Annotated in this window: 24 protein-coding genes; 16 read left to right on the top strand and 8 right to left on the bottom strand. The window is 64.8% G+C overall.

Going from position 1 to position 21,471, the window contains the following annotated elements; translation table 11 throughout:
• Nucleotides 1-111: 111 nt before the first annotated feature.
• From ABMC89_RS03630 to dusB, 3 genes are read right to left on the bottom strand one after another with little or no spacing between them, the layout of a single operon-like run.
• Nucleotides 112-1,479: a response regulator gene (locus ABMC89_RS03630; protein ID WP_349565288.1), complete on the bottom strand. Its 1,368-nt coding sequence runs from the start codon at nt 1,477-1,479 to the stop codon at nt 112-114.
• A gap of 3 nt (nt 1,480-1,482) precedes the next feature.
• Nucleotides 1,483-2,622, bottom strand: a complete 1,140-nt coding sequence (locus tag ABMC89_RS03625) for a two-component system sensor histidine kinase NtrB (protein ID WP_349565286.1) — start codon at nt 2,620-2,622, stop codon at nt 1,483-1,485.
• Nucleotides 2,619-3,596: a tRNA dihydrouridine synthase DusB gene (dusB, locus tag ABMC89_RS03620; protein WP_349565284.1), complete on the bottom strand. Its 978-nt coding sequence runs from the start codon at nt 3,594-3,596 to the stop codon at nt 2,619-2,621. Before dusB ends, ABMC89_RS03625 begins: the two co-directional genes overlap by 4 nt.
• 207 nt (nt 3,597-3,803) lie before the next feature.
• On the opposite strand from dusB, the gene ABMC89_RS03615 reads away from it, so the two are divergent.
• From ABMC89_RS03615 to ABMC89_RS03605, 3 genes are read left to right on the top strand one after another with little or no spacing between them, the layout of a single operon-like run.
• Nucleotides 3,804-4,934: a bifunctional 2-C-methyl-D-erythritol 4-phosphate cytidylyltransferase/2-C-methyl-D-erythritol 2,4-cyclodiphosphate synthase gene (locus ABMC89_RS03615; protein WP_349565282.1), complete on the top strand. Its 1,131-nt coding sequence runs from the start codon at nt 3,804-3,806 to the stop codon at nt 4,932-4,934.
• Complete coding sequence (locus ABMC89_RS03610) at nt 4,931-5,419, top strand: phosphatidylglycerophosphatase A family protein (protein WP_349565280.1); 489 nt, start codon at nt 4,931-4,933, stop codon at nt 5,417-5,419. The genes ABMC89_RS03615 and ABMC89_RS03610 overlap by 4 nt, the downstream gene beginning before the upstream one ends.
• Nucleotides 5,409-5,876 (top strand): CinA family protein, encoded by a 468-nt coding sequence (locus ABMC89_RS03605; RefSeq protein ID WP_349565278.1) that lies wholly within the window; start codon nt 5,409-5,411, stop codon nt 5,874-5,876. Before ABMC89_RS03610 ends, ABMC89_RS03605 begins: the two co-directional genes overlap by 11 nt.
• Here the strand turns inward: ABMC89_RS03605 and ABMC89_RS03600 are convergent.
• Together ABMC89_RS03600 and ABMC89_RS03595 are read right to left on the bottom strand one after the other, a co-directional pair.
• On the bottom strand, nt 5,873-7,144 hold the full coding sequence (locus ABMC89_RS03600) for an MmgE/PrpD family protein (RefSeq protein WP_349565276.1): 1,272 nt from the start codon (nt 7,142-7,144) through the stop codon (nt 5,873-5,875). The two genes, ABMC89_RS03605 and ABMC89_RS03600, sit on opposite strands and share 4 nt — an antisense overlap.
• A 21-nt stretch (nt 7,145-7,165) precedes the next feature.
• A complete protein-coding gene (locus ABMC89_RS03595) occupies nt 7,166-7,609 on the bottom strand; it encodes a type II toxin-antitoxin system RatA family toxin (RefSeq protein WP_349565274.1) in 444 nt (147 codons plus the stop codon).
• Nucleotides 7,610-7,679: 70 nt separating this feature from the next.
• Here ABMC89_RS03595 and hpt point away from each other — a divergent pair, with 70 nt between their 5' ends.
• The 4 genes from hpt to ABMC89_RS03575 all read left to right on the top strand — a co-directional run bounded on the left by hpt (nt 7,680) and on the right by ABMC89_RS03575 (nt 9,861).
• A complete protein-coding gene (hpt, locus tag ABMC89_RS03590; RefSeq protein WP_349565272.1) occupies nt 7,680-8,228 on the top strand; it encodes a hypoxanthine phosphoribosyltransferase in 549 nt (182 codons plus the stop codon).
• Between the two features lie 4 nt (nt 8,229-8,232).
• Complete coding sequence (locus tag ABMC89_RS03585; RefSeq protein ID WP_349565270.1) at nt 8,233-8,409, top strand: hypothetical protein; 177 nt, start codon at nt 8,233-8,235, stop codon at nt 8,407-8,409.
• 95 nt (nt 8,410-8,504) lie between these two features.
• Nucleotides 8,505-8,984, top strand: coding sequence for a c-type cytochrome (locus ABMC89_RS03580; protein ID WP_349565268.1), 480 nt, complete (start codon nt 8,505-8,507; stop codon nt 8,982-8,984).
• 4 nt (nt 8,985-8,988) lie between these two features.
• Nucleotides 8,989-9,861, top strand: coding sequence for a c-type cytochrome (locus ABMC89_RS03575; RefSeq protein ID WP_349565266.1), 873 nt, complete (start codon nt 8,989-8,991; stop codon nt 9,859-9,861).
• 7 nt (nt 9,862-9,868) lie between these two features.
• Here the strand turns inward: ABMC89_RS03575 and lipA are convergent, their stop codons facing one another.
• Together lipA and ABMC89_RS03565 are read right to left on the bottom strand one after the other, a co-directional pair.
• Complete coding sequence (gene lipA, locus ABMC89_RS03570; RefSeq protein ID WP_349565264.1) at nt 9,869-10,822, bottom strand: lipoyl synthase; 954 nt, start codon at nt 10,820-10,822, stop codon at nt 9,869-9,871.
• A 97-nt stretch (nt 10,823-10,919) separates the two neighbouring features.
• A complete protein-coding gene (locus tag ABMC89_RS03565; RefSeq protein WP_349565262.1) occupies nt 10,920-11,939 on the bottom strand; it encodes a DUF6456 domain-containing protein in 1,020 nt (339 codons plus the stop codon).
• 295 nt (nt 11,940-12,234) lie between these two features.
• Here ABMC89_RS03565 and ABMC89_RS03560 point away from each other — a divergent pair, with 295 nt between their 5' ends.
• Complete coding sequence (locus ABMC89_RS03560; protein ID WP_349565260.1) at nt 12,235-12,537, top strand: DUF6477 family protein; 303 nt, start codon at nt 12,235-12,237, stop codon at nt 12,535-12,537.
• Here the strand turns inward: ABMC89_RS03560 and ABMC89_RS03555 are convergent, their stop codons facing one another.
• On the bottom strand, nt 12,538-14,076 hold the full coding sequence (locus ABMC89_RS03555; protein ID WP_349565258.1) for a trimethylamine methyltransferase family protein: 1,539 nt from the start codon (nt 14,074-14,076) through the stop codon (nt 12,538-12,540).
• 205 nt (nt 14,077-14,281) lie between these two features.
• Between ABMC89_RS03555 and guaA the strand changes: the two genes are divergently transcribed.
• From guaA to ABMC89_RS03515, 8 genes are all read left to right on the top strand, one after another.
• Nucleotides 14,282-15,859 (top strand): glutamine-hydrolyzing GMP synthase, encoded by a 1,578-nt coding sequence (gene guaA / locus ABMC89_RS03550; RefSeq protein WP_349565256.1) that lies wholly within the window; start codon nt 14,282-14,284, stop codon nt 15,857-15,859.
• Nucleotides 15,856-16,134 carry a putative quinol monooxygenase gene (locus ABMC89_RS03545; RefSeq protein ID WP_349565254.1) on the top strand — a complete coding sequence of 93 codons (279 nt, stop codon included), beginning with the start codon at nt 15,856-15,858 and terminating at the stop codon, nt 16,132-16,134. The genes guaA and ABMC89_RS03545 overlap by 4 nt, the downstream gene beginning before the upstream one ends.
• Complete coding sequence (locus ABMC89_RS03540) at nt 16,135-17,007, top strand: DMT family transporter (RefSeq protein ID WP_349565252.1); 873 nt, start codon at nt 16,135-16,137, stop codon at nt 17,005-17,007.
• Nucleotides 17,008-17,131: 124 nt separating this feature from the next.
• The gene (locus ABMC89_RS03535; protein WP_349565250.1) at nt 17,132-17,980 is read left to right on the top strand and encodes an ATPase; all 849 of its coding nucleotides are present in this window, start codon (nt 17,132-17,134) and stop codon (nt 17,978-17,980) included.
• An 84-nt stretch (nt 17,981-18,064) separates the two neighbouring features.
• A complete protein-coding gene (gene metA, locus ABMC89_RS03530) occupies nt 18,065-18,982 on the top strand; it encodes a homoserine O-acetyltransferase MetA (RefSeq protein ID WP_349565248.1) in 918 nt (305 codons plus the stop codon).
• A gap of 1 nt (nt 18,983) precedes the next feature.
• Nucleotides 18,984-19,952: an alpha/beta fold hydrolase gene (locus tag ABMC89_RS03525; protein ID WP_349565246.1), complete on the top strand. Its 969-nt coding sequence runs from the start codon at nt 18,984-18,986 to the stop codon at nt 19,950-19,952.
• A gap of 38 nt (nt 19,953-19,990) precedes the next feature.
• Nucleotides 19,991-20,860, top strand: a complete 870-nt coding sequence (ppk2, locus tag ABMC89_RS03520; RefSeq protein WP_349565244.1) for a polyphosphate kinase 2 — start codon at nt 19,991-19,993, stop codon at nt 20,858-20,860.
• Complete coding sequence (locus tag ABMC89_RS03515) at nt 20,853-21,470, top strand: TetR/AcrR family transcriptional regulator (protein WP_349565242.1); 618 nt, start codon at nt 20,853-20,855, stop codon at nt 21,468-21,470. The genes ppk2 and ABMC89_RS03515 overlap by 8 nt, the downstream gene beginning before the upstream one ends.
• Nucleotide 21,471 lies beyond the last annotated feature (1 nt).

Here is a 21,471-nt window from a genome sequence, read left to right as displayed (position 1 = left end):
TGGGGCGCCACTGCTGTGCCCTTACCTGATGTGGTGCCAAAGGCACCGTACCGCCATATTTTGTGGTCCTGATCCGGATTGTCCCCGGATGGCCACGTTTGTGTGGCGGTTTTACATCATTTTTCGACCGCGTGTCACCTCAATTCCGAGATCGGTGATCTTCTTTCGCAAAGTATTCCGGTTGATGCCCAGCAGTTCCGCGCATTTGGCCTGATTCCCCGAGGTCGCGGCAAGGGCGACCTCGATCAGCGGCGTTTCGACCTCGCGCAGGATGCGCTGGTAGAGGCCCGGAGGCGGCAGGGCGTTGCCGTGAAGTTCGAAATACCGCCGGATGTGGCGTTCGACACTGGCCCCGAGCCGTTCGGTATTGCCCGCCGCGCGCGCGGGTTCCGGGCCGGGCTGGCCGCCGACGATCTGCTCTGCCTCGGCGCGGGTGATTTCGGGCGCGCGGCTGGTGAGGGTCAGCTGGCGCATCGCGTGTTCAAGCTGGCGCACGTTGCCGGGCCAGGGGTATTTCGCCAGCACTTTCGCCGCCCCGTCCGAGAGCACGCGCGGGCCCGTTGGCCCGGCCTCGGCGCGTTCCAGAAAATGCGCGGCGAGCAGTGGAATATCCTCGACCCGGTCGCGCAGGCCCGGCACATGCAGCGTGGCCCCGGACAGGCGGTAATACAGGTCACGGCGCAGCGTGCTGTTGCCAGACTCGTCGCTGAGGTCGACTTGCGAGGTGGCGATGAAACGCGGCTTGTTGTCGCCTTCCATATCCATCATCCGCGCGATCCGTGCCTGCACTTCGGCACTGATGTCACCGATTTCGTCGATCAGCAGGGTGCCGCCGCGCACCCGCGCCATGACCTGCGCCGGGCCTTCAAGCTCGCGCAGGTCGGATTCGGTGACGGTGACGAACGGCAGGCTGCGGCGGTCCGACAGATCGTGCAGCGCGCGCGCGATCAGCGATTTTCCGGTCCCGCTCTCGCCCCAGATGAGCACCGGCAGATCGGTGTTCATGACCCGCGCGATGACGCGGTAGAGCGATTGCATCACAGCGGTCTTGCCGACCATCGGCAGGTCGTCTTCGTCCTTTTCGGGGGTGCTGTCGGTGCTGCGTCTGGGCGCGCCCGAACGCTCCAGCGCCCGCGCGGTCCGTTTCATCAGGTCCGGCAGGTCGAAGGGTTTGGGCAGATAGTCATAGGCCTGCGCTTCGGCGGCCTTGATCGCTGTCATGATGGTGTTCTGGGCCGAGATGACGATCACCGGCAGATCGGGCCGGTCGGCGGCGATCTTCGGCAGCATTTCCAACCCGTTACCGTCCGGCATGGCCACGTCCGAGATCACGACGTCGCCCTTGCCCTCGCCGACCCAGCGCATCAGCGTGGTCAGGCTGGAGGTCGCGTGGACCTTGCATCCCGCGCGTGTGAGGGCCTGCGTCAGAACCGTGCGGATCGTGCGGTCGTCATCGGCGACCAGAACCGTGCCATCCATGGGCTACTCCTTGTTGTCGGACGTGGGTGTCCGCGTCTGTGGTGCGGGCGTCTCCGCGCGCTGGGTGAGGGTGTCATCCGCACGCGGCAGCGAGATGCGGAAAACGGTGCGGCCGGGGACGGAGGTGACCGAAATCCAGCCCTGGTGTTCCGAGATGATCTTGCTCACCAGTGCGAGGCCAAGGCCGGTGCCGTTCTCGCGCCCCGACACGAAAGGGTCGAAGACATCGCCGCGGATGTTGTCGGGAAGGCCCGGACCGTCATCGATGATCTCGATCTGGAGCGGCAGCGCGCGACCGGATCCGTCGGCGCGGCGCAGGCGGAAAGAGTGTTCGTAAAAGCTGTGCAGCCGGATCGTACCGCCCGCATTGCCCGCCGCTTCGGAGGCGTTCTTGAGCAGGTTGAGGATGACCTGTAGAAGCTGGTCCTTGTCGCCAAGTGCGGGCGGCAGCGAGGGGTCGTAATCCTCGACGATCTTCATGCGCGCGCCGAAGCCCAGTAGCGCCGAGCGGCGCGCACGGTCCAGCACATCGTGCAGGTTGACCGCCGCCATGTCGGGCGTTGTGAGGTTCCCGAATTGCTCGACCTGTTCGAGCAGCTTCACGATCCGGCGGCTTTCAGCGACGATAAGATCCGTTAATTCAAGGTCTTCACTGGCGAGATTCATGCTGAGAAGCTGTGCGGCGCCGGTGATCCCCGCAAGCGGGTTCTTGATCTCGTGGGCCAGCATCTCGGCCATGCCGATGGCCGATTTCGCGGCGGATTTGACAGACTGGCTCTGGGTCATGCGACCGGCCAGTTCGCGCGGCGAGATCATCAGGATCATCGTGCCGCGCGTGCCCGACAGCGGCGCGATCTGAAGCTGCGACACCAGCGGCGGGCGCTGTCCCGATCCCACGTCCACATCGTTCACGAACAGCGTGGTGCCGTTCTCGCGCGCGCGGGCGAAGGCCTCTTCAATGGGGGCATCGACGGCCAGCAGGTCCCAGACGGGCGTGCCCACGACCGATTTCGCCGAGGCATTCAGGAACCCTTCGGCGGCGGCGTTGATGTCGGCGATACTGTCGTCCGAGGCCACCAGCAGCGCCGGCACCGGCAGAGAGGCCCAAAGCTGGCGTTCGGAAATGGCGCGGGTGCTGTTCATGCCGCCTGCTCCACCGCGTCATGTTCCAGCGCGTCCGCCAGCAGGCTGTGCACGGTCGCGGCATCGCGCGCGGTCAGCACGGCGCGGCGCAGATCGGCCGGAGTCGCCGCATGATCCATGTACCAGCCCAGATGTTTGCGCGCCACGCGCAGGCCAAGCGTGTCCCCGTAGAAATCCAGCATCGCCGCGTGGTGGTCGCGCACCAGCGCCGTGAGCGCGGGGCCGTCCGGCACGTCGGGTGCCGGGGTGCCGTGCAATGCGTGCGCCACAGCGGCCAGAAGCCAAGGCCGACCCTGTACACCGCGCCCGATCATCACCCCTGCCGCGCCCGATTGCGCCAGCGCGCGGCGCGCGGTCGCCGCATCGGTGATGTCGCCATTGGCGATCACCGGCACCGTTACGGCATCGACCACGGCGCGGATCGCGGACCAGTCGGCGCTGCCGCGATAGAACTGGCAGCGGGTCCGCCCGTGGATCGTTATCATTTGCACACCGGCGGCTTCGGCGCGGCGGGCGATGTCGGGGGCGTTCATCATGCCGTCGTCCCACCCCAGACGGGTTTTCAGGGTCACGGGCACATCCACCGCGCCGACGACCGCCTCGATCAGGCGCAGCGCGTGATCGGGGGTTTTCATCAGCGCCGAGCCGGAGGCGCCCTGCGTCACCTTCTTGGCGGGGCAGCCCATGTTGATGTCGATGATCCGCGCGCCCTGCCCGGCCAGCATCTTTGCCGTTTCGGCCATTGGCACGGCCTCCCTGCCCGCGATCTGCACCGCAGTGGCGGCCTGGTCGAGGCCGAGCTCGGCCTTTTCACGGGTGCCGGGGCGCGCTGTGAGGAATTCGCCCGAGGCGATCATCTCGGACACCACCAGACCCGCGCCAAAGCGGCTCACCAGATTGCGGAAAGGCAGATCGGTGATCCCGGCCATCGGGGCCAGAAGAACGGGGGGCGACAGATCCAGCGGCAGCGTCATGTGAGGTGTGCTTAATCCTTGTGCGGTACAGTCGTGACTAACGGAGGGGGCCGGATTGCACAATCATTACGGGTCGGATGCGGCATTACGACGTTACGGTTTGCCTGAAAATTGGGCAGTTTAGCGGGCGGCACCGCCGATGGCGCGCGTTGCGGACGGGCGCGCGATTTCGTATCACCGCTGCAACAGGATAAGGACAACTGCCAGATGCGCACCATCGCCGTGATCGTGGCCGCAGGCCGCGGCACCCGTGCCGGAGGGCCGCGGCCCAAGCAGTGGCAGAACCTCGCGGGCCAGAGGATCATCGACCGCAGCTGTGCGGCCTTTGCCGATCATCCGAGGGTCGACGGGGTGGTCGTGGTCCTGCACCCCGACGACATGGACGAGGCCCCGGGGTTCGAGCGGCGCGGCATCCGCGCGGCAACCGGCGGCGCCGAACGCGCGGCATCGGTGCGCGCGGGGCTGGCGCTGTGCGACGGGGCCGATCTGGTGCTGATCCACGACGCCGCGCGCCCCTGCGTGGGCAGCGATATCATCGACGGTGTGCTCGACGCGCTCGACCGGGCTGACGGGGCGGCGCCGGGGGTTGCGGTGACGGATGCGCTCTGGACCGGGACCGCGGGCCGGGTGACGGGCACGCATCCGCGCGAGGGGCTGTTTGCGGCGCAGACGCCGCAGGGCTTTCACCTCGATGCGATCCTCGCGGCGCATGCGGTCTACGACGGGCCGGCGGCGGATGACGTGGCGGTGGCGCTGGCGGCCGGAATGCACGTTGAAATCACGCCCGGCAGCGCGGATAACCTGAAAATCACGACGCCGGACGATTTCGCCCGCGCGGCCCGAATAGTGGAGAGCGGTTTGGACATACGCACTGGAAACGGTTTTGACGTGCACGCCTTCGGGCCGGGCGATCATGTGATGCTCTGCGGTGTGCGCATCCCGCATGACCACGGGCTGGTGGGCCATTCCGACGCGGACGTCGGCCTGCACACGATCACCGACGCCATCTATGGCGCGCTGGCGGCGGGCGATATCGGCACCCATTTTCCGCCGTCCGATCCGCAATGGAAAGGCGCCGAGAGCCATATCTTCCTGCGTCACGCCGCCGGGATGGCCCGGGAGAAAGGATTTGATCTGACCCATATCGATTGCACGCTGATCTGCGAACACCCCAAGGTTGGCCCCCACGCCGCCGCCATGCGCGCCGAGGTCGCCGCGATCACGGGCATCGAGGTCGAGCGGGTTTCGGTGAAGGCCACCACGTCCGAGCGGCTGGGCTTTACCGGTCGCGGCGAGGGCATCGCCTGTCTGGCCACCGCAACGCTGGTGCGATCATGAGGGGCGCTGAGCTGATCGGCACGGTGCTGGGGGTTGGCTATGTCAAACCCGCCTCGGGCACATGGGGGTCGCTGGTCGCGCTGCCGTGGGCGTGGCTCTTGCACGTGGTGGGCGGCCTGCCGCTGCTGGTGGTGGGCATTGCCGTGGCTTTCGCGGCGGGCTGGTGGGCCACAGCCCGGATGACGGCGGGCAGCGACGATCACGACCCGTCCGAGATCGTCGTGGACGAGTTGGTGGGCCAGTGGATCGCACTTTTGCCGCTCTCCGTCGCCAGTTGGCGCATGGGCATTGATATCACGGTGATGTGGCCGGGCTGGATCGCGGCCTTTGTGCTGTTCCGGCTGTTCGATATCTGGAAACCCGGCCCCATCGGCTGGGCGGACCGGCGCGGCGACCCGCTCGGGGTGATGCTGGACGATGTGATCGCGGGCATTGTCGCCGCCATCGGTGTCGTGGTTCTGGCCGGAGCCTACCATGCGTTCTGAGATCCTCCGGCTCGCGGTCGAGCGTGGCGTGATGATCGCCACGGCAGAAAGCTGCACCGCGGGGATGGTGGCGGCGGCGCTGACCGATCTGCCGGGATCCTCCGCGATCTTCGACCGTGGATTTGTCACCTATACCAATGCCGCCAAGCGCGAGATGCTGGGTGTGGAGCAGAGCACGCTGGACGCCCATGGCGCAGTGTCCGAAGCGGTCGCCGTCGAAATGGCCCAAGGCGCGCTGGCGCGGTCGGACGCGGCCATCGCCGTTTCGCTCAGCGGGATCGCCGGGCCCGGCGGGTCGGAGCACAAGCCCGAAGGGCGCGTCTGTTTTGCACTGGCCGGTCCGGGCGGAACGCAGAGCGAGACCGTGGAATTCGGCGCGCTGGGTCGCGACAGGGTGCGCGCGGCGTCCCGCGATCACGCGCTGTCGCTGATCCTTGCGGCGTTGCGCGCGCTTTAGGCGCCCGCGAAACACCCCGTCAGCGATTCGAGATCCTGTCCGATCGCGGCTTCCCAGAGTTGCGCGCCGCGCGTCTCTCCCAGAAGGGCCATGACCTTGTCGCGCAGTTTCACGCTGCGGGTTTCGAGGCTCATGGGGGCAAGCAGATCGTGCCGGTGGCGGCGGACTTCGCCCGAGGTCAGCGTCAGGGTGACCTGCGACTGGGTCTCGGTCAGGGTGTCGTCCTCGACCACTTCGACCCGCTCGCGCAGCGCCTTCAGCGCGGGATCACGGGCGAGCGTATCGTTGAAGTTGCCGATGCTGGCAGTGGCGTGGCCGCTCAGCGCCATCGCGGTCACCTGCGTGTAGCTGAATTTCGCTTCCAGCCCGGTTTTTGGGGCGGCGATGTTGCACACGCTCATCCAGCGCGGATGGGTGCGGATGCGGATCGCCTCGATCCGGTCGGTTTCCGCGTCGACTTCGGCGAGGGCTTCAAGTGTGGCGTGCAAGCCGTGGCAGCAGGCGTGGTACTTGTGGCTGATGGTGCTGATGGCCCATTCCTTGCGCGGCATCTTTACGGGCTCGGCCCTGCCGTGGTGGGTTTCGCCAAAGCCCAGCGGGCCTGCGAGGCCGTCCTCGGCGGCGGTCATGCCCGCCTGCGCCCAGAGCGCGGCTTCGACCCCGGTGCGGGCCGCCAGCCCTGCGTTGAGCGGTTTGCCCATGGTGCCGAACTGCGATTTCAGCCCTGACGCCATGCTGGCGCACAGACCAAGCGCATGGCGGATCTGCGATTTGTCGAGCCCGAGCAGACGCGCCGCGGCCAATGTGGCACCGAAGGCACCGGCCGTGGCGGTCTGGTGGTACCCGATCTGGTAATGGTCACGGCCCAGCCACTGACCGACGAGAATCGACGCCTCGACCCCTACCGTGGCGGCGTCCACGGCATCGGTCAGCGCGGTGCCCAGGGTTTCGGCCAGCGCCAGCGTGGCGGGCAGGACCGCGACCGAGGGGTGGCCGATATGGGCGAAATGGGTGTCATCGTAATCCAGCGCGTGGCTGAGCGTGCCGTTCACAAGCGCCGCCACAGCCGCCCCCGCCTGCCCGCCGCCAAAGACCTGCGCCGGTCCGTCCTCGACCATCTGCGCGCGTTTGAACGGCGCGAACTCGGCCTCGGACGCCCCCGCGATGCCGCAGGCGGCCCAGTCGAACAGCGACAGCCGCATCATCGCCGCCGCCTCCTCGGGGACGTCGGTGGTGGTGAATTTGATCAGTTGCGATGTAATGCCCATGGCCTGTCCCCTGTTTTGGGACTAGCCATAAAGCGCCTGCGCGCGCTTCTCAAATGCTTTGACGACCCGCTGCATCGCTTCGTTGAAAACCACGCCGATGATGCGTTGCAGGATCGCGTTGCGAAATTCGAAATCCACGAAAAACTTCACCTCGCAGCCGCCTTCGACATCCTTGAAATCCCAGGTCGAGATCATTTTCTTGAACGGACCGTCGAGGTATTCGGTGTCGATGTGCATGGTCTCGGGCCACAGTTTCACGCGGCTGGTAAAGCGTTCGCGGAATACCTTGAAGGAAATCACCAGATCGGCGTCCATGACGCGGTGGTCGCCGCGGTCTTCGTCGCGGATCACCCGTGCGGCCGCGGTCCACGGCAGGAATTCGGGATATTTGCGAACGTCGGCCACAAGAGCGTACATCTGGTCTGCGGTATAGGGCAGCCGCCTGGTCTCGGAATGTGTGGGCATTGATTTCCTGTGGTCTGGTCTGTAGCCCTCGGTATCAAAGCGTGCTGCTGCGCACAATCAAGAGGTGGCCATGCCCACGCGTCCTTATGTCATAGACGAGATGATCTCGGCCAAGTCCATCGCGGCGCGGACCGAAGAGATGTGCCGCGAGATACAGGCGGAATTCGCGGATACCGACAAGCTGGTGGTTGTGGGCCTTTTGCGCGGATCCTTCGTGTTTATCGCCGATCTGGTGCGCGAGCTGGACCTGCCCATCGAGGTCGATTTCCTGGAGGCGTCGAGCTATGGCAACGCCATGGAATCGAGCCGCGAGGTGCGTATCCTCAAGGACCTGCGCGGCGGAATCGAGGGGCGCGATGTGCTGCTGGTCGAGGATATCGTCGATACCGGCCACACGCTGCACCACGTCACCGGCATGCTGCGCGCGCGCAAGCCCAAGCGGCTGAAAACCGTGGCCCTGCTCGACAAACCCTCGCGCCGCGAGGTGGATCTGCGCGCCGATCACACCGGTTTCGAAATTCCCGATGAATTCGTCGTCGGCTACGGCATCGACTTCGCGCAGCGCAATCGCAACCTGCCCTATATCGGCAAGGTCCGATTCACCGACGAGGGGGAGTGACGCCGTGCTGAACCCGCGCAATTTCATGCGGATGGCCATGTGGGCGCGCAATCCGCCTTCGTGGAAGCGGGTGATGCTGGTGTTCGCCGCGATTCTCGTGGCGCTCGGGATCGTGGGTCTGGATTATTTCGGCCTCTGGCCCGAATGGGCCAAGGCAGACCGCCTGCCCCGCGGGTTGTGACGGGATTCCGCGCATCACGCGTTCGTGATCTTGCGGTGCGTAGCGGGAAAAAAATTCCGTGTTAGGCTGATTCATGTCAACGGGAGATGACACTGATGAGACTTTTCACGAACAAGGCCTTCACCCTTTCGCTGGTCGGGCTTGCCGCGACAGCAACCGTCGCAATGGCCGCCAGCCATAGCCAGAAAGGTCTGGAAGATGCGGTAAAGGCGCGCCATGCGCAGATGCAGATGGTGGGCTATCACACGGGCATGCTGGGCGCGATCGCCAAGGGCGAAGCGGAATTCGACGCGCAGATCGTCTCTGCGGCGGCGGCCAACCTTGCCGCGCTGGCCACGATGGAGCGTGCGACCCTCTGGATCGAGGGCAGCGAACAGGGTGCTGTGGAAGGATCCCGCGCCAAGGCCGAGATCTGGAGCGATCCGGACGGTTTTGCCGCCAAGTTCGGCGATCTGGAGAAAGCCGCACTGGCCTTCGAGGGTGCCGCTGACGCAGCAGCCGTAGGGGCGGCCATGGGCGCGCTCGGCGGGTCGTGCAAAGGCTGTCACGAAACCTATCGCGGCCCCAAGAACTGATAGAATGAAACGATTTTTCGGGATCGTTATCGCCTGCGCCCTGATCGGCGCGGGCGTTTTCTGGTGGGTGACAAGGCCCGCACCGGTGATGGCCGCTGTGGCCGAGGGGCACGTGGCCGATTCGGAAAACGGTGCGCTGGTCTTTGCCGCGGCGGGCTGTTCGTCCTGCCATGCCGCACCAGAGGGCGAGGACAAGACGCTGCTGGCAGGCGGCCACAGCTTTGCGACGGACTTCGGGACGTTCTACGCGCCCAATATCTCGCCCGGCCCGGACGGGATCGGCGGATGGACCCTGCCCGATTTTGCCCGTGCCCTGCGACAAGGGGTGTCACCGGAGGGGCGGCATTACTATCCCGCCTTTCCCTACACCAGCTACGTCCATATGACCGACGGGGATGTTGCCGATCTCTGGGCCTATATGAACACCCTGCCCGTGTCGGAGACCCCCAGCCGCGCCCATGAGGTATCGTTTCCCTTCAATGTGACCCGTGGTCTGGGGCTTTGGAAAGCGCTCTATCTGAAGACCGATTTCGTGGTCGCGCAGACAACGTCTGCCGAAGTGGAGCGCGGCCGCTATCTGGTCGAGGCCCTGGGCCACTGCGCCGAATGCCACACGCCGCGCGACGCGCTCGGAGGGCTTGACCGCGAGGCATGGCTGTCGGGCGCGCCGAACCCCTCCGGCAAGGGCGAGATTCCCGATCTCACGTCCGAAGGGCTGGACTGGTCAGAGGCCGATCTGGTTGCCTATTTCACCTCCGGCTTCACGCCGGATTACGATTCGGTGGGCGGGACGATGGCGGCGGTCGTCGACAATCTGGCCCAATTGCCCGAAGACGATCGCGCCGCCATTGCCGCCTATGTAAAGGCCCTGCCCTGAGGCCCGCTTAGGCGATGCCGAGGCGGGCATTCCGCGCAGCCCGCAGTTGCGCGAAATCGTCGCCCGCGTGATAGCTCGACCGCGTGAGCGGTGTCGCCGAGACCATCAGGAACCCCTTGCCATAGGCGGCTTTTTCGTAGGCCTTGAATTCGTCGGGATGCACGAAACGGTCGACGCGGTGGTGTTTCGGCGTCGGTTGCAGGTATTGGCCGATGGTCAGGAAATCGATGTCGGCGGCGCGCATGTCTTCCATCACCTGAATGACGGCCTGCCGGTCTTCGCCCAATCCCACCATGATGCCCGACTTGGTGAACATCGACGGATCGAGCTCCTTCACCCGCTGCAACAGGCGCAGGGAGTGGAAGTAGCGCGCACCGGGGCGCACTTCGGGATAGAGGCCCGGCACGGTTTCGAGGTTGTGGTTGAACACGTCCGGGCGGGCCTCGACCACTTTTTCCAGCGCCTCGGGGCCGCAGCGGATGAAATCGGGTGTCAGGATCTCGATGGTGGTGTCGGGGCTGCGGTGGCGCACGGCGCGAATGGTCTGGGCAAAATGCTCGGCCCCGCCATCTTCGACGTCGTCGCGGTCCACGCTGGTGATGACCACATGGTTCAACCCCAGCTTGGCCACGGCGTCGGCGACGCGCCCGGGTTCGAACACATCCAGCGCCTCGGGCGGCTTGCCGGTGGCGATGTTGCAGAAGGTGCAGGCGCGGGTACAGACCTCGCCCATGATCATCATCGTGGCGTGTCCCTGGCTCCAGCATTCGCCGACGTTGGGGCAACCCGCTTCCTCGCAGACGGTGACCAGCTTGTTGTCACGCATGATCTTGGCGGTTTCCGTATAGCCCTTGCCGCCGGGCGCCTTGACGCGGATCCAGTCGGGTTTCTTGGGCTGCGGATTGTCCGGGCGACGCGCTTTTTCGGGATGGCGTTGCTCGGGTATCTTAAGATCGCGCATGGCGGGCCTCGCTAGAATTCCTGTTCCTTATCTAGCATGTTGGCGCGCGTGTGAAACCCCGGCGAGACGCAATGCCGCCCCGCGCGGGGCGAAAGGCTCAGCCGATCATGGCGCTGCCCTCCGCACGCCTTTCGTCGTAGTGGCGCTGCAAACGCATGAGCGCGATGCGCAAGACGATCTTGCCCGACCGCGCCGACCAGCCGAGACGTTTTTCCGCCGTCTCGAGACCTTCGAGATAGCAGCAGCACCGCAAGGTCACGTCCGACAGACCCGGCCCGAGATCGGCAAGCGCCGCCATCACCGCGGTCTGCGCACGGGCGGCAGCCGTGCCCTTGGCGGGCGGTTCCGGCAGGATGTCGGCGCTGGGGTTTTCGATGAATAGGTCCCAGACCTGCGCCAGCCGTGGCCCGAGGCCCGCAAGCTCGAAATCCTCTCGCAGACGCTCACCGGCGCGCACCAAAGACGCGGCAAGGAACGGCTCGCCACCCCGGTCGCGGCGGCGCGCCAGCGCGGCCAGCGGGCTTTCGGCGAGCGAATAGCGGACCCGGCCCGGACCGGGCGTGGTGTCGTCTTCGCCGGGGGGCTGGGGCTGGCCGGCTTGCGCCACCAGATCCGACAGGGCCGCGCGGCCCGCCGCCGTGATCGCATAGCGCGTGATCCGCGCGGGGCGGTCGGCTGCGATCCAGCCCTTGAGCGCCAGCGCCTCCGCGATGGTGCGGTCGACCACGGCGGTGCGGGTGCTCTGCCCGTCCTGATCGTCGCGCACGATCACTGCCTTTTCCATCTCGGCGGCGACGGCGAGCACGGCACCGCGTTCGCACAAGCGGCGCAAAACACGCAGAGCTTCACCGCTGAGCGTTCCCGCATCCGGCAGATCCTGCCCGGCAGCGGGTGCTGGCGCGAAAGCCGATTTCGTCTCGGGCGCTTCGGCTGCGCGGCCAAGCGATCTGAGCATCCCGTCCACCAGCGGATCGTCGCGCAGCGTCTCTACCCGCCTGATCTGCCGCAGGATGGTAGAGGCGTGGCAATCCTGATCCCGTGCCAGAACGCGGATCGGAATGCCCATTTCCGTATGGCCCAGATAGTTCCTGACCGATTTCGGTACCCATGCCGGCATCGCTTCCGAAAAACCCGCGCCAGCGTTTTGCAAAGGCCGAAGCCCGTTATCTTGGTATCCCAAACTGAGTGTCCCCTCTCAGCAGTCTTAATTTTTCGTGAATTCAACCTAAGAGCGAATTTCTTACTCAATGGTTAATATCCACAACACTGTCCAGTATTGTTGACAATTCATAAACAATCTTGAAGCCGGCGAACGGTGCTCGGCGTTTTCGGGCAACACCTGAGAAATCAGCGGATTATGGGGCTCCTTTCATCCTGAATGGCCAATCGGCCGACGTTACCGGAGCTTTGACATGCAAGATATCCACAGCCTTCTCGCCACCCTGCACCGCCCCCGCCTGATGATGCGGGCGGCGCGGATCGGGGCGGAAACCTACAAGCGCGAGAGCCATCTGTCGCGTCTGCTGGGGTACGGTATGCTGCCGCGCCACGCGCAGGCGCTGATGCGGCTGGTGGATATGGAAAGCGAGCTGGAGCGCCAGCGCACCGGCAGCGACGGTGCCTACGCGATGCTGCGCCACATCGATGTGCTGATCGCCATCGTCGCCGAGGCGCGTCTGCTGCGGGCCGCCCATGATGGCCCGCAGCGGATCTGATTACATGAAGCTGTCGGGCTCGCGCGCCTTTCGCTCGGCGACGAACGCCTCGAGCGCCTCTGCCGTCGCGGCCTCCATCGGGGGCTGCTGGTAGGTGTTGAGCAGTTTCTCGACACGGAGGCTGGCCAGGGCCTGGGTATCGCGCGCGCCCTCGTCCTCCCATGTCTCGAAGGGTTTGTAATCCAGCAAGTCCGATTTCCAGAAGGCGGATTTGAAATTCGCCTGCGTGTGCGCACAGCCAAGGTAGTGGCCGCCGGGGCCGACTTCGCGGATGGCGTCCATGGCCTGCGCGTTCTCGTCCACCGATATGCCCTGCGCCAGATGGTGCAACGTGCCCAACTGGTCGGCATCCATCACGAATTTCTCGAAGGACGACACCAGCCCGCCTTCGAGCCAGCCGCAGGCGTGCAGCATGAAGTTCACGCCAGACAGAAGCCCCATGTTGAGGCTGTTCGACGTCTCGTAGGCGGCCTGCGCATCGGGCAGCTTCGAGCCGCAGAAGGATCCCGCCGACCGGTAAGGCAGCCCCAGCCGCCGTGCCAGCTGTCCGGCACCGTAGGTGATATGGGCCGCTTCGGGGGTGCCGAATGTCGGTGCGCCCGAGTTCATGTCGATGGAGGTGACGAAGGCACCGAGGATCACCGGCGCGCCCGCGCGGCACAGCTGGCTGTAGGCAATGCCCGCCAGCGATTCGGCCAGAACCTGCGTCAACGTACCCGCCACGCTGACAGGGGCCATGGCCCCGCCGACGATGAAGGGGGAAATGATGCAGGCCTGATTGTTCTGGGCGTAGACTTCCAATGAGCCCATCATCACGTCGTCGAAGGTCATCGGCGAGTTGATGTTGATCAGCGAGGTCATCACGGTGTTCTGCTGAACGAAATCCTCGCCGAAGAGCACGCCGCACATGTCCACGCTGTCCTGCGCGCGGCTGGGTTCGGTGACCGACCCCATGAAGGGCTTGTCCGAGAGGGTCATATGCGCGTGCAGCATGTCGAGGTGGCGCTTGTTGACGGCGATATCCGTCGGTTCGCACACTGTCCCGCCCGAGTGGTGAAGCCATTTCGACATATAGCCGAGCTTCACGAACTTGCGGAAATCCTCCATCGTCGCATAGCGGCGGCCCCCGGCGGCATCGCGCACGAAGGGCGGCCCGTAGACCGGCGCCAGAACGAGGCTGTTGCCGCCCACGACCACGTTCCGGTCGGGGTTTCGCGCGTGCTGGGTATAGCTGGACGGCGCGGTCTTGATCAGTTCGCGCGCAAGGCCGCGCGGGATGCGGACACGGTCGCCCTGCACGTCGGCGCCGGCATCGCGCCAGCGTTGCAGCGCGCGCGGGTTGTCGGGAAAGTTCACGCCGATCTCTTCGAGAACGGTTTCGGCGTTGGTTTCGATGATGACCAGCGCCTCTTCGTTGAGGATCTCGAAATTGGGGATGTTGCGCTCGATAAACTTTGCCGTCTCGAACGATACCGCGCTGCGCTCCGCGCGCCGCGCGGCCCCGCCGCCGCCCCGTGCCCGTCGTGTTGCCTGCACCATTGTTATTCCCTTCACGCTTCAGTCTTGCCGCCACCGATACAGGCTCGGACATCCTGCGCCCGCGCAATTTGCGTCCTGCCAGAGCAGAAAACGACATCTTCGGTCCTATCTTTTCGCGCCTTCGCAGGGCGGAACGGACCATCGCGCGCTGTCATCGGACCAAATCCGGCTTGCCAGGCTGCGCGCCCGCCCCTAATCAGAGCGCATGACAAAATCCACTCCCCTCGCGGCGGCGCACGACCGTCTTCTCATCATCGATTTCGGCAGCCAGGTGACGCAGCTGATCGCGCGGCGCCTGCGCGAGTTGAACGTCTATTGCGAAATCCATCCGTTCAACACGGTCGACGAGGCTTTCCTCGCTGAATTCGCCCCCAAGGCCGTGATTCTGTCCGGTGGGCCCGCCTCCGTGATCGACGCGGAATCGCCCCGCCCGCCGGCGCGGGTGTTCGAGCTGGATGTGCCGATTTTGGGGATTTGCTACGGCCAGCAGGTGATGATGGAGATGCTGGGCGGCAAGGTCGAACGCGGCCACGGCACCGCCGAATTCGGCCGCGCCTATGTCAAGCCCACCGAAGACCGGATCGATCTGCTCAAGGGCTGGTTCCTCGAAGAGCGCGAACAGGTCTGGATGAGCCACGGCGATCATGTCAGCAAGATCGCGCCGGGCTTTGCGGTCTACGGCACCTCGCCCAACGCGCCCTTTGCGGTCACCGCCGACCTCGACCGGCGTTTCTATGCGGTGCAGTTCCACCCCGAGGTGCACCACACCCCGAACGGCAAGACGCTCTACGAGAATTTCGTCAAGGACGCAGGGTTCACCGGCGACTGGACGATGGATGCCTACCGCGAAGAGGCGGTGCGCAAGATCCGCGAGCAGGTGGGCGACAAGAAGGTGATCTGTGCGCTGTCGGGCGGCGTCGATTCCTCGGTTGCTGCCGTGCTGATCCACGAGGCCATCGGCGATCAGCTGACTTGCGTTTTCGTCGATCATGGCCTGATGCGGCTGAACGAGGCGACCGAAGTCGTCACCATGTTCCGCGAGCATTACAATCTGCCGCTGATCCACGCGGACGAATCCGAACTGTTCCTCGGCAAGCTCGACGGCGTCAGCGACCCCGAGACCAAGCGCAAGATCATCGGCGGGCTCTTCATCGACGTCTTCCAGAAATACGCCAACGAGATCGAGGGTGCGGAATTCCTCGCGCAAGGCACGCTGTATCCAGATGTGATCGAGTCGGTCTCGTTCAGCGGCGGGCCGAGCGTCACGATCAAGAGCCACCACAACGTGGGCGGTCTGCCGGAAAAGATGGGCCTGAAACTGGTCGAGCCGCTGCGCGAACTCTTCAAGGACGAGGTGCGCGCCCTGGGCCACGAGCTGGGCCTGCCCGCCAGCTTCATCGGGCGGCACCCCTTCCCCGGTCCGGGCCTTGCGATCCGCTGCCCCGGCGAGATCACGCGCGAAAAGCTCGAGATCCTGCGCAAGGCGGATGCCGTCTATATCGACCAGATTCGCAAGCACGGGCTTTACGACGAGATCTGGCAGGCTTTCGTCGCCATTCTGCCGGTGCGCACGGTCGGCGTGATGGGCGACGGGCGGACCTATGATTTTGCCTGTGCCCTGCGTGCCGTCACCTCCGTCGACGGGATGACCGCGGATTATTATCCTTTCACCCACGAGTTTCTGGGCGAAACGGCAACGCGCATCATCAACGAAGTGGCGGGCATCAACCGCGTGACCTACGACATCACCAGCAAACCGCCCGGAACCATCGAATGGGAATGACCGAGGTCACCCTCTCCGGCCGGCTGATCTGCGCGACCGCCGACGAGGCGCTGCGCGTACGCGCGGCCCTGCCCGCGCATATCGTTCTGACCCGTGCCGAGGCGGGATGTATTTCATTCGAGGTCACCGAAACGGACGACCCGCTGGTCTGGAACGTGTCGGAACGGTTCACCGGCAAGGCCGCCTTCGAGGCGCATCAGGTCCGTGCCTCCGCGTCCGACTGGGCCCGCGAAACCGCGGGGATCAAGCGCGACTACGTCGTTGACGGCCTCTGAATGGACGTGTTGCTGCGGGCAGCCCTGTGGATGACGGGCGCTATCGCGTCGTTTTCCTTCATGGCGATTGCAGGGCGCGAGCTGGCGGGCGATTACGACACATTCGAGATCATGTTCTACCGATCCAGCGTAGGCGTGATCGTGGTGATCGGCATCATCGCGCTGCAAAACCGCTGGCGCGAGATCCGGTTTGACCATTTCGGCCGCCACCTGTTGCGCAACGTGTTCCATTTCACCGGCCAGAACCTGTGGTTCTTCGCCGTGGCCTTCATCCCGCTGGCGCAAGTCTTCGCGCTGGAATTCACGTCACCGCTCTGGGTGGCCGTCTTGGCGCCGCTGATCCTCGGCGAACGGATGACACGGATGCGCGCCTTTGCCGCCGTGCTGGGGTTTCTTGGCATCCTCGTCGTTGCCCGCCCCAGCGTCGATACCTTCGAGTTCGGGCTGCTGGCCGCTGCCGGTGCGGCCCTGTTCTTTGCGCTGACGAACATGCTGACAAAGCGGCTGACGCGCGACAATTCCATCGCGTCGATCCTGTTTTTCCTGACCGTGACGCAGTTCTTCTTCGGTCTGGGCGCGGCGGGCTATGACGGCGATTTCGCGCTGCCGACAATGGCCGCCGCGCCCTATCTGATCCTTGTGGGCTGCGCGGGGCTGATGGCGCATTTCTGTCTGACCAATGCGCTGGCGATCGCTCCGGCGACGGTTGTTGTGCCGCTCGATTTCGCGCGGCTTCCGGTGATCGCGATCGTGGCAATGCTGCTATATGCCGAACCGCTGGACGTCTGGGTCTTTGTGGGGGCCGGTGTGATTTTCGTCGCCAATTACCTCAATATCTGGAACGAGACCCGCAAGACGGCGTGGATCGCCTGATGGATCGCGGCCCCGCGCGATGGCGTGGCGATGCGGACAGCGGCGATGCCAACCTCGGGACGTGTGATTGACCGGCTGCGGAGGTCACGCTAGGCAGGGGCAACCCGTTTTTCCGGAGACATCCATGCTCTACCCCGATGCCAGCAGCTGGCGCGCTGCTCCCCGTAAGTCCGTGCTGTTTTTCGGCATGTCCGGCCTTGGCAAGACCCATGTGTCGAAGATGCTTGTGGGCGACGGGGGGTGGTTTCACTACTCGATCGACTACCGGATCGGGACCAATGGCATGTACCAGCATATCAAGGACAACCTGATCGCCCACGCAATGCGCGAGCCGTTTCTGGCGCAGATGCTGCGTGCGGACGCGATGTATCTTGAACCCAACGTCCACGATCACGATCTGCATGCGGTCAGCACCTATCTGGGCAAGCCGGGCAATCCGGTGCGCGGCGGGCTGAGCATGGAGGAATACCAGCGCCGCCAGAGCCAGTTCCGCGACGCCGAGATCGCGGCGCTGAACGACACCGCCGCCTTCAAGGAGCGCGCCGAGCGCCTCTATGGCTATCCCAACTTCATCTGCGACACCGGCGGGTCGATATGCGAATGGATCGACACCGGCGCCGCACAGGATCCGCTGCTGCACGAGCTTGCGCAGCATTGCCTGCTGATCTGGATCAAGGGAAGCGAGGATCATACCGCCGAACTGATCCGCCGCTTCGACCGCGCGCCCAAGCCGATGGCCTACCAGCCCGCGTTTCTCGAACGGGTCTGGGCCGCCTATCTTGAACGGGAATCCTGTACGGAGACCGAGGTCGACCCCGATGCTTTCATCCGCTGGACCTACGCGCAGGCGCTGGCGCATCGCCAGCCCCGCTATGCCGCGATGGCCCGCCACGGTATCACCGTCACCGCCGAAGAGATCGCCGGGCTGCGCGGCGGTCAGGACTTCGAGGAGCTTGTCGCCTCGAAACTCTGACACGCGGGCGTGATGCGCCCGCTCTTGAGCGTTGCGGTCCAACGCTCTATCTCAGGCCTCCCAACCAGAACGGAAACGCTGTCGATGCCTATCAAGATCCCCTCCGCCCTGCCCGCCTACGAGGTTCTGACCCGTGAAGGTGTCAGCGTCATGGACGAGGACCAGGCCGCACGGCAGGACATCCGGCCGCTGCGCATTGCGCTGCTGAACCTGATGCCGAAGAAGATCCAGACCGAAAACCAGTTCGCGCGGCTGATCGGGGCCACGCCGTTGCAGATCGAACTGTCGCTGCTGCGCATGTCGGACCACAAGACGCGCAACACCGCCGCCGAGCATATGGAGAGCTTCTACCGCCCGGTCTCTGAGGTCTGGGACGAGAAATTCGACGGGCTGATCATTACCGGCGCGCCGATCGAGCATCTGGATTTCGAGGATGTCGACTACTTTGACGAATTGCGGCGGGTGATGGACTGGACCCAGACCAACGTGCAATCGACATTCGGGGTGTGCTGGGGCGGCATGGCGATGATCAACCATTTCCACGGCGTGCAGAAACACATGCTGGAGACGAAAGCCTTCGGATGTTTCCGCCACCGCAACATGGCGCCGACCTCGCCCTATCTGAACGGGTTTTCCGACGATTGCGTGATCCCTGTGTCGCGCTGGACGGAAATGCGCCAGTCCGAAGTCGACGCCGTACCGGGGCTGAAGACCCTGCTGGGCAGTGACGAGGTCGGCCCCTGCCTGATCGAGGACCCCGCGCATCGCGCGCTTTATATCTTCAACCACTTTGAATACGACCGCGACACGCTAAAACAAGAGTATGACCGCGACATCGCCGCGGGCACGCCGATCAATGTGCCCGCGAATTATTACACGAATGACGATCCGGCCCTCCCCCCGGTGAACCGCTGGCGCAGCCACGCGCATCTGCTTTACGGGAACTGGATTCAGGAAATTTACCAGTCGACCCCCTATGACATTGAGAAAATCGGTAGCTAGTTTGATCGTCGTCGTCTCCCTTGGGCTGGCCTTTGTGCTGGTGGTGCAATGGCGTGCGTTCCAGCGCGAGGCGCAGGCGCAGCGCGAATACCCGCCACAGGGGCGTGTTGTGGATGTGGATGGCACGCGGGTACACGTGCTGACCATGGGCAGCGGGCCTGACGTCGTTCTGCTGCACGGGGCCAGCGGGAATGTCCGCGACTGGACGTTTTCCTTTGCCGAGCGGCTGGCGCGGGATTACCGGGTCGTGATGTTCGACCGTCCCGGTCTGGGCTGGACGGACCGGCTGCCCGGCAAGAGCGGGCCGTGGAACACGCGCTACGAATCCCCCGGCGAACAGGCGGCGTTGCTGCAAAAGGCCGCCGATATCGTCGGTGTGGACCGCCCCGTTGTGGTGGGCCATTCCTTTGGCGGGATCGTCGCGATGGCCTGGGCGCTGAACCGTCCTGAGACCACCGGTGCGGTGGTGATGCTGGCCGGTGTGGCCAATCCGTGGCCGGGATCGCTGGGCTGGAACTATACGGTGGTGGGGTCCGGCCCCGGTGGCGGGCTGCTGGTGCCGGTGGCGTCTGCCTTCGTGCCGGGCGGCTATGTCGACAGCTCGATCGAGAGTATCTTTGCGCCGCAGCCCGCCCCCGACGGATACGCTCAACACGTCGGTGCGCCGCTGGTGCTGCGCCGCGAAAGCCTGCGCGCCAATGCCCAGCAGGTGAATTACCTGCGCCCGCATGTGGTGAAGATGTCCGCGCGCTATCCCGATCTGACGCTCCCGGTCGAGATCGTCCACGGGGATGCCGATACCATCGTGCCGCTCGATATCCATGCAAGACCCCTGTCGCAGCAGGTTCCGGGTGCCGTGCTGACGGTGCTGGAAGGGATCGGCCACATGCCGCACCATGCCGCCCCCGAGCAAAGCGCCGCCGCCATCGACCGCGCCGCACGTCGTGCGGGTTTGCGTAAAGGCGATTAACATCGCATAGTTCAGAACGGAAATTCAGGAGGACCGGCATGGAGCTGCCCTTTGACGGTGCGATCAGCGCCTTCGCCGAAAACGAGGCCCCGCAGGATATACGCGCGGCGCTTCAAAACGACGGCAAGGACAAGATCCTGACCGAATCCTATCCCCATGACACCCGCATGTCGCGCAAGCAGTACGACCGTGAAATGGACGCGCTGCAGATCGAGCTGGTCAAGCTGCAGGCCTGGGCTCACGAAAGTGGCACCCGCATCGTGATTGTCTTCGAAGGGCGCGATGCCGCTGGCAAGGGCGGCACGATCGAACGTTTCCGGATGAACCTGAACCCGCGCAGCGCACGGCTGGTGGCGCTGCCCAAACCCAGCGACACAGAACGCGAGCAATGGTATTTCCAGAGGTATATCAGCCATATGCCGACTGCGGGTGAATTGGTTTTCTTCGACCGCAGCTGGTACAACCGCGGCGTGGTCGAGCCGGTGTTCGGGTTTTGCACCCCTGACGAAAACGCCCGTTTCTTCAATCAGGTCCAGCCGTTCGAGCAGATGCTGGTCGAGGACGGGATCCATCTGTTCAAGTTCTGGCTCAACGTCGGGCGCGCCGAGCAACTGCGCCGGATGCTCAAGCGCGAAAGCGATCCGCTCAAGCAGTGGAAGCTCAGCGCCATCGACGTGAAGGGCCTGCGCCTGTGGAACGAATATTCCGCCGCCATTCAGGACACGCTGGCCCGGTCGCACACCGCCAAAGCGCCGTGGACGGTGGTGCGGTCCGACGACAAACGCCGCGCGCGGCTGAACGCGATCCGAACGGTGCTGCATCAATTCGACTATGACCGGAAGGATACGGGCGCCATCGGCGAGATCGACAGCACGGTCTGTGCGGGTCCCGAAATCTGGGATGCCTAAACGCGGATACCATCACGGCAACCTGCGACAGGCGCTGGTCGATGCCGCACTTGAGCTGATCGAGGAAAAGGGCCCCACGGGGTTTACCCTGTCCGAGGCGGCGAAACAGGCGGGCGTGACACCCGCCGCTGTCTACCGCCATTTCGACGGGCGCGAGGATCTGATCGCCGAGGCGGCCTTGCAGGGCTACGAGATTTTCGGCGAGTTGATGGAATTCGCCTACAAGAAAGGCCAGCCATCGGCGCTTGAGGCCTTCGAGGCTACGGGCCGGGCCTATCTTGCCTTTGCGCGGCGTCATCCCGGCCACTACATCGCGATGTTCGAAAGCGGGATCTCGATCAATCACTCGGCGGCGCTGGCGACAGTGGCCAACCGCGCCAATGCCGTGCTGGAACGCGCCGCCAAGGACCTCAGCCAGCACATTCCCGAGGACAAGCGCCCGCCGGCGTCGATGTTCTCGGCGCATATCTGGGCGCTGAGCCACGGGGTTGTGGAGCTTTTCGCGCGCAACTCGCCCGGGCGCGCGTCACCTTTCCCGCCGGAGGACCTGCTGGAAAGCGGGATCGGCATCTACCTGCGCGGCCTTGGCCTGATCCCGCCCGACAAGTGAC

Source organism: Sulfitobacter sp. HNIBRBA3233 (assembly GCF_040149665.1).
Lineage (GTDB): Bacteria > Pseudomonadota > Alphaproteobacteria > Rhodobacterales > Rhodobacteraceae > Sulfitobacter > Sulfitobacter marinivivus.
The sequence above is the reverse complement of the archived record's forward strand: the minus strand, read 5'-3'. Positions and strand labels throughout refer to the sequence as shown.

What these genes read in the sequence shown, in the direction of transcription:
- ABMC89_RS03575 (WP_349565266.1), top strand. Translation starts at nt 8,989, where the DNA reads ATGAAACGATTTTTCGGGATCGTTATCGCCTGCGCCCTGATCGGCGCG.
- ppk2 (WP_349565244.1), top strand. Translation starts at nt 19,991, where the DNA reads ATGGAGCTGCCCTTTGACGGTGCGATCAGCGCCTTCGCCGAAAACGAG.
- ABMC89_RS03595 (WP_349565274.1), bottom strand. Translation starts at nt 7,609, where the DNA reads ATGCCCACACATTCCGAGACCAGGCGGCTGCCCTATACCGCAGACCAG.
- ABMC89_RS03560 (WP_349565260.1), top strand. Translation starts at nt 12,235, where the DNA reads ATGCAAGATATCCACAGCCTTCTCGCCACCCTGCACCGCCCCCGCCTG.
- ABMC89_RS03610 (WP_349565280.1), top strand. Translation starts at nt 4,931, where the DNA reads ATGAGGGGCGCTGAGCTGATCGGCACGGTGCTGGGGGTTGGCTATGTC.
- lipA (WP_349565264.1), bottom strand. Translation starts at nt 10,822, where the DNA reads ATGCGCGATCTTAAGATACCCGAGCAACGCCATCCCGAAAAAGCGCGT.
- ABMC89_RS03625 (WP_349565286.1), bottom strand. Translation starts at nt 2,622, where the DNA reads ATGAACAGCACCCGCGCCATTTCCGAACGCCAGCTTTGGGCCTCTCTG.
- hpt (WP_349565272.1), top strand. Translation starts at nt 7,680, where the DNA reads ATGCCCACGCGTCCTTATGTCATAGACGAGATGATCTCGGCCAAGTCC.
- metA (WP_349565248.1), top strand. Translation starts at nt 18,065, where the DNA reads ATGCCTATCAAGATCCCCTCCGCCCTGCCCGCCTACGAGGTTCTGACC.
- ABMC89_RS03565 (WP_349565262.1), bottom strand. Translation starts at nt 11,939, where the DNA reads ATGCCGGCATGGGTACCGAAATCGGTCAGGAACTATCTGGGCCATACG.
- guaA (WP_349565256.1), top strand. Translation starts at nt 14,282, where the DNA reads ATGACAAAATCCACTCCCCTCGCGGCGGCGCACGACCGTCTTCTCATC.
- dusB (WP_349565284.1), bottom strand. Translation starts at nt 3,596, where the DNA reads ATGACGCTGCCGCTGGATCTGTCGCCCCCCGTTCTTCTGGCCCCGATG.
- ABMC89_RS03605 (WP_349565278.1), top strand. Translation starts at nt 5,409, where the DNA reads ATGCGTTCTGAGATCCTCCGGCTCGCGGTCGAGCGTGGCGTGATGATC.
- ABMC89_RS03545 (WP_349565254.1), top strand. Translation starts at nt 15,856, where the DNA reads ATGACCGAGGTCACCCTCTCCGGCCGGCTGATCTGCGCGACCGCCGAC.
- ABMC89_RS03600 (WP_349565276.1), bottom strand. Translation starts at nt 7,144, where the DNA reads ATGGGCATTACATCGCAACTGATCAAATTCACCACCACCGACGTCCCC.
- ABMC89_RS03515 (WP_349565242.1), top strand. Translation starts at nt 20,853, where the DNA reads ATGCCTAAACGCGGATACCATCACGGCAACCTGCGACAGGCGCTGGTC.
- ABMC89_RS03630 (WP_349565288.1), bottom strand. Translation starts at nt 1,479, where the DNA reads ATGGATGGCACGGTTCTGGTCGCCGATGACGACCGCACGATCCGCACG.
- ABMC89_RS03555 (WP_349565258.1), bottom strand. Translation starts at nt 14,076, where the DNA reads ATGGTGCAGGCAACACGACGGGCACGGGGCGGCGGCGGGGCCGCGCGG.
- ABMC89_RS03615 (WP_349565282.1), top strand. Translation starts at nt 3,804, where the DNA reads ATGCGCACCATCGCCGTGATCGTGGCCGCAGGCCGCGGCACCCGTGCC.
- ABMC89_RS03535 (WP_349565250.1), top strand. Translation starts at nt 17,132, where the DNA reads ATGCTCTACCCCGATGCCAGCAGCTGGCGCGCTGCTCCCCGTAAGTCC.
- ABMC89_RS03540 (WP_349565252.1), top strand. Translation starts at nt 16,135, where the DNA reads ATGGACGTGTTGCTGCGGGCAGCCCTGTGGATGACGGGCGCTATCGCG.
- ABMC89_RS03580 (WP_349565268.1), top strand. Translation starts at nt 8,505, where the DNA reads ATGAGACTTTTCACGAACAAGGCCTTCACCCTTTCGCTGGTCGGGCTT.